This is a genomic window from Bradyrhizobium sp. CCGB12 (genome assembly GCF_024199845.1).
Taxonomy (GTDB): Bacteria; Pseudomonadota; Alphaproteobacteria; order Rhizobiales; family Xanthobacteraceae; genus Bradyrhizobium.
Window position 1 is genome coordinate 3,915,868 of record NZ_JANADO010000001.1, and the last position, 11,452, is coordinate 3,927,319.

The window sequence follows — 11,452 nt, forward strand, 5'->3', positions numbered from 1 at the left end:
GCTTTTGGGCGCAATCAGAACGGATAATGCTGCGGCTGCGTCTCGATGGTGATCCAGCGCAAGTCCGTGAACTCGGCGATCCCGGCTTGCCCGCCGAACCGGCCGTAGCCCGATCCCTTTACGCCGCCGAAGGGCATCTGCGCCTCGTCATGCACGGTCGGGCCGTTGACGTGGCAGATGCCGCTTTCGATGCGCTGCGCCACCGTCAGCGCACGGGCGACATCGCGGCCGAACACGGCCGCCGAAAGGCCGTATTCGGTGTCGTTGGCGAGCCGCACGGCGTCATCCACACCGTTCGCGCGGATCACCGAGACGACCGGGCCAAAGCTTTCCTCGGTGTAGATGCGCATGCCGGGCACGACACGATCGAGCACCGTCGCCGGAACGACAGTGCCAGCACGTTCGCCGCCCGCGACCTTGGCGGCGCCCTTGCCGATCGCGTCGTCGATCAGCGCAACGACGTGCTTGGCGGGCGCTTCGTCGATCATCGATCCCACCACCACCGGACCGGAGCGCGGGTCCCCGGCCGGAAGCGCGCTCGCCTTCTTCGCGAGCTTCTCGACGAAGGACGCGGCCACCGCCTCGTCGACGATCACCCGCTCGGTCGACATGCAGACCTGGCCCTGGTTGATGAAGGCACCGAACGCCACGGCCGCCACGGCGGCATCGAGATCGGCATCGTCGAGCACGACCAGCGGCGCCTTCCCGCCGAGCTCGAGCAGCACCGGCTTGAGATGACGTCCGGCGAGCTCGGCGATGACGCGGCCGACGCGAGTCGAGCCGGTGAAGTTGATCCGCCGCACGGCAGGATTGGCGATGAGACGTTCGACCAAAGCGGGCGCGTCAGCCGGCGCGTTGGTCACGACGTTCACGACGCCGGGCGGGAAGCCTGCGTCACTGAACACCTCGCCGATCAGCCGGTGCGTTCCGGGACAGATCTCGGACGCCTTGAGCACCACCGTGTTGCCGCAGGCGAGCGGCGTCGCAACGGCGCGGACGCCGAGAATGATCGGGGCATTCCACGGCGCGATGCCAAGGCAAACGCCCGCGGGCTGGCGAACGGACATGGCAATGCATCCTGGCTTGTCCGACGGGATCACCTCGCCCGCAATTTGCGTCGTCAGCGATGCCGCCTCGCGCAGCATGCCGGTCGCGAGCTTGACGTTGAAGGCCGACCAGACTTCGGTGGTGCCGATCTCGGCCATCATGATCTTGATGAAGGCGTCTCGCATGGCATCGAGCGCATCGGCGGCCTTCAGCAGCAGCGCGCGCCGCGCGTTCGGACCGAGCGCCGACCATGCGGGAAACGAGGCGGAGGCTGCTGCCACCGCAGCGTCAGCATCGGACACCGTCGCGGCGGCCGCGCGGCTTGCGACCTCCTGCGACAGCGGATTGCGCCGCTCGAACATCTTGCCGCTGGAAGCGGCCCGATCCTGGCCGGCGATGAGAAGATTGATGTCCATGAGAACCTCCCTGCTATTGGTAATGGCGCCGGACCTAGCCGAGCAGCCGCGATTTGCTGGTTTCGTGTGCAAAGCCGAGTGCGATCATCGCCGCGAGTGCGAGCGCGACGTAATAGCCGGTGATGGCGTAGGTGGAGCCCGTCTGCGCAAACAGGCTGGTGGCGACCAACGGCGCGATGCCGCCGCCGAACACCGTCCCGAGCTGCTTTCCGATCGACACGCCGGTGAAACGGATCCGCATCGGGAACAGCTCCGGGAAATAGCTGCCCTCGGTGCCGAACATCAGCGGATGGATGACGCCGGCGGCGAAGATCACCGCGCCGGTCACGAGCAGCGTGTCGCGGCTCGCAACCACACCGTAGAACGCAAACATCGAGATCGCCGCGAGCACGACGCCGGCCAGGAACAGTCGCTTGCGTCCGATCCGGTCGGACCAGGCGCCGATCAGCGGCATGGCCACGAGCCCGACGAGATTGGCGAACAGCACGGCCTGCGTGATCACGTCCTTCTGAACACCGAGCTGACGCGTCGCGAAGGAGATGGTGAAGATCGCGGTCAGGTAGAAATAGGACGTCTGCGCCATCTCGGCGAAGAACACGATGAGGATCGGCCGCCAGTGCCCCCTGACCGCCTCGACCGCCGGCACGGCATCAGTCTCCTTCGCCTCGCGGAACGTCGCGCTTTCCTCGATGCGCCACCGCATATAGACGCCGAGCGCGACCAGCACGGCGCTGATCAGGAACGGAACGCGCCAACCCCATGACAGCAGGTCCGCCTCCGGCAGCCGCGAGATCGCGAGCGCCGCAAACGAGGCAAGCACGACGCCGACGGGTCCTGCGGCCTGGATCACCGCGGCCGAGAAGCCGCGCTTGTGGCCCGGCGCCGTCTCGATTGCCATGAGGATCGCCGCGGTGGACTCGCCGCCGAGCGCAAAGCCCTGGAGGAAGCGCAGCACGACGAGCGCGATGGTCGCGAGCACGCCCACACTGGCGTAGGTCGGCAACAGCCCGATCGACATGGTCGCAAGCCCCATCAGGAGCAGCGTGCACAAGAGGACCGACTTGCGGCCGAGACGATCGCCGAAATGGCCGAACACGAGCCCGCCCAGGGGCCGCGCCAGGAATCCGACGGCGAATGTCGCGAACACCGCGACGGTTGCCGTGAGCTGGTCGAACTTCGGAAAGAACAGCTGATCGAATACCAGCGGCGCGACCAGGCCGTAGATGAAGAAGTCGTACCATTCGATCGCGGTGCCGATGGTGCCGGCGATCAGGATGCGCCGGCGGCTGCTTGCGGTCTGCTCGGCGCCGACGGCGTTGGCGGCACGGTCGTCGTAGTCCTCGAATGCTCTCGTCGTCACCTCGTCCTCCTCCGGGTATCATTGTGGTCTTGTTGTTATTGGCTGTACTGCCGCGGGGTGAACCCGTCGGCGGAAATCGATCAGCTCGCCAGCCGCGCGCCATTGGCTGCGCCTCGCCCGAGCGCGCGGCCAAGGACGTGTCCGATCGTTCCGGCCTGCGATGCGGCACCGCGCCAGGCAACGATCTGATCGGGACGTATCAGGGCGAGATCTGCCTCGTAGAGATCGCGCAAGGATTGTGGCAGCGTGACCAGCTTCACATCGACCCCGAGCGCGCGGACGGCGTCAGCGACCGCGGCGTGAGCCGATGCGACCTCGCCGAACTGAAGCAGCGTCCATTCGAACCCGAACAGGTCGTACAAGGACACGCCGTCTTCCAACCACGCATGCGGTGCGCGGCCGCCGGGACAGGCGCTCGGAACGTAGACGTTCGCAGCGTCCGGCGGCGGGTCGCGGCCATCGGAGATGATGATCGGCGAGCCGTCGTAACGTCCGCCGAAGGTGACGCCGGGAATGTTGAATTCGGCCCGGGCGTGCTGTTCGAGATAGGCGCCCGCCGTCCGTCGCGCTTCGTCGCCCTCGCCCGTGGCGTCCTCGATCTCCGGCGCCGGCGCGAACAGGCCGAGCGAGTCGGCAAAGCGCCGCGCATAGTCGGTGTTGCGGAGCGCCACCGGACGGCGCTCGATCTCGTAGCTCTCGAGCAGCGTTGCCGGGCTCGTGCCCTTGACGACGCTTGCGAGCTTCCAGCCGAGATTGACCGCATCCTCGATCGCCGTGTTGTAGCCGAGCCCGCCGGTCGGCGTGAACAGATGGGCCGCATCGCCACCGAGGAAGACCCTGCCCCGCTGCATCCCATCCGCGACCAGCGCGTGACCGGCAGTCCAGGTCAGGAACGACAGCACCTCGCAATCGATCAGCGCGCCACAGGCGCGCTGGAATGCGGCCTTGGCCTCGTTGCTTGTGATCGCACTTTCGTCTTCGCCTGGCCGAAGCTGCGTGTGAAACGCGAATTCGTCGCGCCCGTTCACGGAGGCCATGAAGGCACGGCGGTCGCCGTTAAAGCAATTGTACATCCACGCCTTGGCGTGCGGGACGGTCGCATAGAACCCAGGTGAACGGAGATAGACCGCCAGCATGCGGCCGCCCATGAAATCGCGCTGCGCCCCCGTCTCGCCGCCATAGACGATCCCGAGCGATTGCCGCACCATCGAACGCGGCCCGTCCGCGCCGACCAGGAAGTCGGCTCGCACCTGGAAGCGGCTGCCATCACCCAGACATTCGATGTCGCCGACGATACCGTCGTCGCCCTCGACGTAGCTGATCAGCCTGTGGCCGTAGTTCAGCCTTATGCCGGGAAGCCGTTCGGCGTGGCGGCGCAGCACTGCCTCGACATATTTCTGCGAGACCCGATGCGGCAGCTCCGCTGCGCTCCAGGAGCCCGACATGCCCTTGATGAGCTCACCTGCGCGCGAAGATGACGGCAGTGCGAACCGCGCCAGCTCGTAACCGCTATAGCGCGTGAAATACGCGACGTCGGTCGGGTAGTCCGCAGGCAAGCCCTCTCGCCTGATCTCGTCGGCAAAGCCCAGCCGCCGGTAATGCTCCATCGAGCGCGCCTGGGTCGCATTGGCTTGCGGATTGAATGCCGTGCCCGGCTTCTCGTCGACCAGGATCGCGGCCACGCCGCGCCGGCCGAGCTCGTTGGCCAGCATCAGCCCGCAGGGCCCGCCGCCCACGATGAGCACCGCGGCCGTTAGACGTGTTTCCAAGTCGCTTCTCCCTACCAGCATTATCTGCATGGTAAGGTCGCCTGACTATTTCGTCAAGTAGCCTGACTAATCGGCATCGTCCAGCGTGTCGAACTCCGCGCCGTAGACCGCGAGCCCTTTCAGGATCGCGTCCATCGTGGCCTTGCCGAGCTCGGCGCGCATCTCCTGCTCGGCTATGTCGACCGCATCGCGGAATGCATCGAGCCATTTGCGCCCGGCCGGGGTGAACATGACGATGCGCGCGCGCCGATCGGTCGGATCGGCGATGCGGTCGACGAGGCCAAGCTCGGCGCATTGATCGACCAGTTCGCCCATCGCCTGCTTGCTCATGGAGGCGCGGCGGGCGAGCTCGGTGAGCCGCGTCCCCTCCACATCGAGATTGCGCGTGAGGCCGACATGCGCGATGCGTGTTTCGTCGTGGCCTCGCTCGCTCATCAGTTCGAGCACGCGGCCCTCGAAACGCCGCACCGCGTTGTTGAGCAGGCGGCCAATATTGGCGTGCCGCCACGCGGTCCCGGATGTCCTGGCTTTCACGAATTATGCTTCCGAATCGAGCGATCGAGATCATGCAAGGCTAGCACAAGAGGCAGCCCAGGCGCGCTCGTACAGTCGATCAGCGCACGTGTAGTTGGCAGCGGGCGGCGTCAATCAAGACGCTGCCCGTCATCGTGTGTTTCGAGCATTCCCGGTAGCGGGGCGGCCTTCTACTGTGAACGATCCGAGGTCCAGCCCTTGTACTCGGCGATGTTGTCCCTGGTCACGAGCTTGGAGGGCAACAGCTCCACGGTCGAGGCCGGCTTCTGGCCATTGAGAATGCCGACGCCAACCTGCACGGCCCGCCGCGCCATGAAGAACGGATCCTGCGAAGCCGAGGCCTGGATCTGCGGCGACTGTGGATCCTTCAGCGCGGCCTCGATATCGGGCGCGCCGTCGACCGCCGTGATGACGATGCCGCTGCGGTTTTGCTGGCGAGCCGCAAGATCGGTACCGATCGCCTGCGGATCGTTGATGGCGAAAATGGCGTCGATCTTGGGGAAGCGGGTCAGGTAGCCCTGCGCAATGGTGAGACCGCCCTCGCGCGAGCCTTTGCCGTCCTGGTCGCTGGACAGTACCTTGATGCCTGGATTCTTCGACAAGACGTTCTTGCAGCCGACGACACGGTCGATCACGGCAGAAACCTGCGGCCCGTTCTCGATGATGACGTCGCCCTTCCCGCCCAGTTTGTCCACGATGTACTGGCAGGAGATCTCGCCGGCCTGCACGTTGTTCGTGGTTACGGTGGCATCGGCGCCTTCGGCCGCGGTGTCGACCGCGACGACGACGATGCCCGCCGCCTGCGCCTTCTTGATCGCCGGCCCGATCGCCTTGGGATCCCCGGGGTTCAACAGGATCAGGTCGACGCCGGCGGCAATGAAATTGTCGATCTGGGTGACCTGCTTGCCGAGGTCGTATTCGAAGCCGACGGTCGTGATCTTCACATTGGGATTGGTCTTCTTCGCCTCGAACTCGGCGCCCTTCGACAGCGCGACGAAGAACGGGTTGCCCATCGAGCCGAGCGAGACGCCGATCGACTTGAGCTCCTTGGCGAAGGTTGGCACGGTGCTTAGGGCAAGCGCCATGGCGGCGCCGGCAAGCGTGATCGTCTTCAACATTGGCTTCCTCCCTGGTCTGTCTTCATCTCCGGCACGGCAGACCAGTTGCCGCAACGGAATCTCGTATCAAGCAGGTGTGCGCCGAGCCCTTCGGGGTTCTGGCGGAGCGCCTCTTAAGTTCTGGCAGAGCCTCCTAGGTTCTGGCAGAGCCCTGCAGCCGGTAGCGGTCCAGCGCCACGGCGCCGATGATCACCAGGCCCTTGATCACGTATTGCCAGATGTCGGAGACGCCGATCAAAATGAGCCCGTTCGACAGGACGGCAATGATCAAGGCGCCGACCAGCGTGCCCCAGATAGAGCCGATGCCGCCGACGAATGAGGTGCCGCCGAGGATCACGGCGGTGATCGCATCGAGCTCGTAGGACTGACCGAGCTGGAGGCCGTTGGCTGCATAGAGCCGCGCCGCCTGCATGGCGCCGCCGAGCCCGGCGAAAAGTCCGGAGACACCGTAGACGAAGATCAGCACGGCCCAGACCTTGATGCCGGCAAGCCGCGCCGCGCTTTCATTGCCGCCCACCGCATAGATGTGCACGCCGAGCACGGTCCGGCGCAGCACCAGCCACGAGACGAGGATGACGAGCAAGGCGATCACCGAGAGCCACGGGATCGACGCGACGCCGGGAACGAGGGTCAGCGAGCCGTTACCGATGAAGGCATAGGGAATGGAGGGATTGAACACGGTGGTGTCGGCCCCGAGCAGTCGTGCCAGGCCGCGCACCGCGGTGAGAGAGCCGAGCGTGACGATGAAAGGCGGCAGGCGCAGGAGCGCAATCAGCGCGCCGTTGACGACACCGAATCCGAGGCCGGTGAGCAGCGCGGCCGGCAGCCACAGCATCCCGAGGTCTGGCAGCTTGGAGAGCGTCAGCCCGGCCATCGCGGAGGCCGCCAGGATCGAGCCGACCGAGAGGTCGATGCCGCCGGTGAGAATGACGAAGGTCATGCCGGCGGCGAGCACGGTGTTCACTGCGGCCTGCTGCAACACGATGCCGAGATTCTGTCCGGTGAAGAAGCGCCCCTCGGACAGCACATGGAAGCCGATGCAGAGAACGAGCAATACCGGCAGCATGCCGAGCGCGCTGATCAGCACCCTCGCCCGCTGGCGTTTTGTCTCCGCGGCAGCACCGTTGGTCGTCGTCGTCGGGGCGGGCTGGGCCTCCGAAGCACCATTGTCAGGCATCGAGATGCTCCATCCCCGTGGCAAGCGCCATGATGTCTTCCTGGTTCAACGCCGCCGTTTCGGTTCGTCTGACCTCGCCCGCAACAAGTCCCGACCGCATCACGATGACGCGATCGCAGATGCCGATGATCTCGGGAAGATCGGACGAGATGACGAGGATCGCGGTGCCGGCCTTGGCCAGATTGTCGATGATCGAATAGATCTCGGACTTGGCGCCGACGTCGACGCCCCGCGTCGGCTCGTCGAGGATCAGGACCTTTGGCGCAATGGCGAGAAGCCGCGACAAGAGCACCTTCTGCTGGTTGCCGCCGGAGAGGCCACCGGCGGGGACGCCGACATCGGCGGCGCGAATGCTGAGCCCCGCGAAGGCCCGGTCGGCGCGCTCGCGCGCCTTGTCGCGATCCAGGAACCAGCCGAGCTTCGCATCGCGCGCGAGCACAGCGAGATTGATGTTGTCCAGACATGACATGTCGAGAAACAGGCCGAGCGCCTTCCTGTCTTCCGTCAGATAGGCAATGCCGGCCTCGAGTGCCGCGCCGGGACTACGGATGTCGATCGGGTGGCCTTCAAGTTCGAGACGGCCCGACGTTCTCGGTGCCGCGCCGATGATGAGATGTGCAAGTTCGGTGCGGCCGGCGCCGATCAGGCCGGCAAGCCCCACCACCTCGCCCGCATGCACGGTGAGCGAGCACCCCTTGACGCGCTGGCCGTCGGCCATGTCGATGGCCGCGAGCACGGGATGCCCTCGCCCCGCCTCCGGATCGTGATCCTTCTTGTAGAACGAGGAGACGTCACGCCCAACCATCAGCCGAACGATGGTGTCGGCGCGGATCTCGGGCTTGTCGAGCGACCCGACCAGCCGGCCGTCGCGCAGCACGGTAACTCGGTCGCCGAGCGCATAGACCTCGTCCATGCGATGCGAGATGTAGATGATGGCAAGCCCCTCGGAGCGAAGCTGGCGGATCAGCGCGAACAGCCGCGCGCTCTCGCCGGCCGACAACGCGGTGGTCGGCTCATCCATGATCAGGATTTTTGATCTTGCGTGCAGCGCACGCGCGATCTCGACCAGTTGCCGCTGGCCCATGGAGAGATGCGCCACCAGCGTCGACGGCAGGAAGTCCGCGCCCAGCCGTTTCAGGATCGGGCCGACGCCCTCGCGCATGGCGCCCCGCGCCAGCAAACCCGATTGCGATATCTCCCGGCCGAGATAGATATTCTCGGCAACGCTGAGATTGGGAGCCAATGACAGCTCCTGGTAGATGATGGAGATGCCCGCGGCGCGGCCGCCGAGCGGACCTTCGATCCGCACCGGGCTTCCTTCGATACGGATCTCGCCGCCGGGATCTGGCGTGTAAGCGCCGGACAGGATCTTCATCAGCGTCGACTTTCCGGCGCCGTTCTCACCCATCAGGGCATGAATTTCGCCGGCATAGACGGTGAGATCGACCGAGCGCAGCGCCTTGATGCCGAAGAAGGATTTTGAGACCCCACGCATCTCGAGGATCGGATCGTTCATCGTGCCTCCCGGCGCACAATGCGTTTCCCACCCGCGTCTCGATCTTCTTGTCAGCGCGGCTCACGCATTAAACAAAAGGCCGCGGCACAGGGCAATACCGAACATACGAGAATTCGACGTCGAGGCGATGCTAGTGGCGCGGCCGATACAGTTCGCGCCACGCGGGAAGCCGCTCGGCATAGGCTTCGGTCAGCCTGGCGTCAGGTTCAAACGTCTCGATGCGCTGCGGCCGCGTGCACACGGCGGCAATTGCCTCACCCGTGACAGCAAGCCGCCCCAATCTCGCCGCACCGAACGCCGCGCCGGCCTCACCTCCGGCGAAGCGATGGATCGGGATATTCAGCACGTTGGCCAGCACCGAGAGCCAGAACCGGGACCGCGAACCGCCGCCGATGGCATCGGCTTCCGTGATCGCAATACCGGCATCCGCGAGCGCGTCGCGGCAATCGGCAAGCGCGAAGGCAACGCCTTCGAGCACCGCCTGCACGATCATCCCGCGATCGGTGCCATGGCTTAAACCATCGAGCATGCCGCGCACGAGGGGATCGTCATGCGGCGTCCGCTCACCTGCGAGGTAAGGCAGGAAGCTCACGGGCGACGGCGCCTGCGGGCGCAAGCCAAGCGGCGCCAGCAGCTCGGCCTCGGCGACGCCAAACAGACGCGCGATCCAGGCGAGGCACGAGGCGGCCGAGAGGATCGCGCCGGCCTGGATCCATATGTCGGGAATGGCGTGGCAGAACGTGTGCACGATGCGATCGGGGTTTGCGGCAATCCTGTTGGTCGGTGCCATGAGGGCACCGGAGGTTCCCAGTGACAGGAATGCCGTTCCCGGCCGGATCGCGCCGATGCCGACGGCGCCCGCCGGATTGTCGCCGGCGCCGCCCGCGATCACCGGCTGTCCGGTCATGCCCCAGCGTCGCGCGAGCTCGCTGCGCAATGTCGTTGCGGGCGCGCATCCCTCGACCAGACGCGGCATGTGATTGCGCGACAGGCCGGTCGCTGCCAACGCTGCGTCCGACCAGTCACGGCGCGCGGCGTCGAGCCACAGCGTCCCCGATGCATCCGAAACGTCCTCGATGGCCTCGCCGCTCAGCACCAGGCGCAAATAGGCCTTTGGAAGCAGAACGAGCTTCGCCGCCGCGAAAATGGCAGGCTCGTGCGTCGCGATCCAGAGCAGCTTCGGCGCGGTGAATCCCGGCATCGCTTTGTTACCCGTCGTCGCGCGTAAGGCGGGCCAGCGCTGCTCCAGGATACGGCACTCGGCCGCCGAGCGTCCGTCGTTCCAGAGAATGCAGGGCCGCAAGGGTTTTAGGCTCGCATCGAGCAGCGTGGCGCCGTGCATCTGGCCGGACAGTCCGATGCCTTTGACCAAAGCCAGCGCGCCGGCATGTGTCGCTTTCAAAGCATCCAGCGTGGCAAAGGTTGCATCGATCCACTGCGCGGGGTCTTGCTCGCTATAGCCTGATTGAGGCGAGGCGGTCGCGAGCGGCCGGCTCTCGCTTGCGACCACGCGCTGGGCATCGTCGACGAGAACGGTCTTGACCGCCGAGGTGCCGAGATCGATGCCGAGATACATGAGTGCTTCCCGTTCACTTCGCCGCGTCGATCCAGATCCCCGGCTCCGAATGCTCGCGGATGTGGCTGACCAGGAAGTCTGAAAAGACCCTGATCTTGGCGGGCAGCCGGACACGATTTTGATAAGCGATGTTCATGGTGAGCAGCGGCAGCTCCCACCCCATCAGGACGGGCACCAGCCGGCCTGCCGCGATATCGCCCTGCACGATGTAAAGCGGCTGGATCAGGATGCCGAGCCCTGCGCGCGCTGCACCACAGATGATCTGGCCGTCATTGCTGTCGAGCGTCGGCGCGATCCGGACCGTCTGCGTCGTGCTGCCCTGGCTCAGCCGGAGCGAATAGGGATCATTGGCGAGATTGTAGATCAGCATGTTGTGGCGGGCGAGATCGGCGGGATGCTCCGGCCGGCCGTGCTTCTCCAGGTAGGACGGAGCCGCCGCGAGCACGCGATGCATCTGGCCGATGCGGCGGACGATGATATTGGAATCCGGCTCGTGCTCGCGCGTGCGGATCGCAACGTCGATGCCGGCCTCGATGAAGTCCAGATAGCGGTTGGCGCTGATGATCTGCACGCTGAGATCAGGATAGAGCGCGCGGAAGGCCGGCAGCATCGGCGCGAGATAGATCATCGCGAAGGACAGCGAGCTCGTCACGCGCAGCATGCCCTTCGGCGATAGCGCGCGGTCGGAGACAGCGTCCTCGGCCTCGGCGAGCTCGTTCAAGAGCGTGCTGCAACGCTGCAGGAGTTCCTGCCCCGCTTCGGTCAGCCATTGCCGGCGCGTGTTGCGCTCGATCAGCCGGACCGCGAGGCGATCCTCCAGCGCGCTGAGATGACGGCTGGCGGCCGCGTTCGACATCCGCAGGATTTCGGCAGCTTTGGAAAGACTGCCGAGTTCAGCGGTTTTGGAGAAGACCTCGAGTTGGAGCAGACGGTCCATTT

General features: G+C 65.7%; 9 protein-coding genes. All 9 read right to left on the reverse strand.

The annotated features are described in order from the left end of the window. Positions 1-14: 14 nt before the first annotated feature. The gene (locus NLM27_RS18560; RefSeq protein ID WP_254144681.1) at positions 15-1,463 is read right to left on the reverse strand and encodes an aldehyde dehydrogenase; all 1,449 of its coding nucleotides are present in this window, start codon (positions 1,461-1,463) and stop codon (positions 15-17) included. Between the two features lie 34 nt (positions 1,464-1,497). Beyond that, complete coding sequence (locus NLM27_RS18565; RefSeq protein ID WP_254144682.1) at positions 1,498-2,823, reverse strand: MFS transporter; 1,326 nt, start codon at positions 2,821-2,823, stop codon at positions 1,498-1,500. Positions 2,824-2,903: 80 nt separating this feature from the next. Then, positions 2,904-4,613 carry an FAD-dependent oxidoreductase gene (locus tag NLM27_RS18570; protein ID WP_254148861.1) on the reverse strand — a complete coding sequence of 570 codons (1,710 nt, stop codon included), beginning with the start codon at positions 4,611-4,613 and terminating at the stop codon, positions 2,904-2,906. 45 nt (positions 4,614-4,658) lie between these two features. After that, positions 4,659-5,126 carry a MarR family winged helix-turn-helix transcriptional regulator gene (locus NLM27_RS18575; protein ID WP_254144683.1) on the reverse strand — a complete coding sequence of 156 codons (468 nt, stop codon included), beginning with the start codon at positions 5,124-5,126 and terminating at the stop codon, positions 4,659-4,661. A 170-nt stretch (positions 5,127-5,296) separates the two neighbouring features. After that, entirely contained in the window at positions 5,297-6,244 is a 948-nt protein-coding gene (locus tag NLM27_RS18580; protein WP_254144684.1) for an ABC transporter substrate-binding protein, read from the reverse strand. Positions 6,245-6,377: 133 nt separating this feature from the next. Beyond that, positions 6,378-7,421, reverse strand: a complete 1,044-nt coding sequence (locus NLM27_RS18585; RefSeq protein ID WP_254144685.1) for a ribose ABC transporter permease — start codon at positions 7,419-7,421, stop codon at positions 6,378-6,380. Further along, positions 7,414-8,937, reverse strand: a complete 1,524-nt coding sequence (locus NLM27_RS18590; RefSeq protein ID WP_254144686.1) for a sugar ABC transporter ATP-binding protein — start codon at positions 8,935-8,937, stop codon at positions 7,414-7,416. Before NLM27_RS18590 ends, NLM27_RS18585 begins: the two co-directional genes overlap by 8 nt. Before the next feature lie 130 nt (positions 8,938-9,067). Then, positions 9,068-10,513, reverse strand: coding sequence for a xylulokinase (gene xylB / locus NLM27_RS18595; protein ID WP_254144687.1), 1,446 nt, complete (start codon positions 10,511-10,513; stop codon positions 9,068-9,070). 13 nt (positions 10,514-10,526) lie between these two features. Beyond that, positions 10,527-11,450, reverse strand: a complete 924-nt coding sequence (locus NLM27_RS18600; protein WP_254144688.1) for a LysR family transcriptional regulator — start codon at positions 11,448-11,450, stop codon at positions 10,527-10,529. Positions 11,451-11,452 lie beyond the last annotated feature (2 nt).

Bases quoted from the DNA above. Each gene is read 5' to 3' on its own strand.
- NLM27_RS18560 (WP_254144681.1), bottom strand. From the start codon at position 1,463: ATGGACATCAATCTTCTCATCGCCGGCCAGGATCGGGCCGCTTCCAGC.
- NLM27_RS18600 (WP_254144688.1), bottom strand. From the start codon at position 11,450: ATGGACCGTCTGCTCCAACTCGAGGTCTTCTCCAAAACCGCTGAACTC.
- xylB (WP_254144687.1), bottom strand. From the start codon at position 10,513: ATGTATCTCGGCATCGATCTCGGCACCTCGGCGGTCAAGACCGTTCTC.
- NLM27_RS18570 (WP_254148861.1), bottom strand. From the start codon at position 4,613: ATGCTGGTAGGGAGAAGCGACTTGGAAACACGTCTAACGGCCGCGGTG.
- NLM27_RS18590 (WP_254144686.1), bottom strand. From the start codon at position 8,937: ATGAACGATCCGATCCTCGAGATGCGTGGGGTCTCAAAATCCTTCTTC.
- NLM27_RS18585 (WP_254144685.1), bottom strand. From the start codon at position 7,421: ATGCCTGACAATGGTGCTTCGGAGGCCCAGCCCGCCCCGACGACGACG.
- NLM27_RS18580 (WP_254144684.1), bottom strand. From the start codon at position 6,244: ATGTTGAAGACGATCACGCTTGCCGGCGCCGCCATGGCGCTTGCCCTA.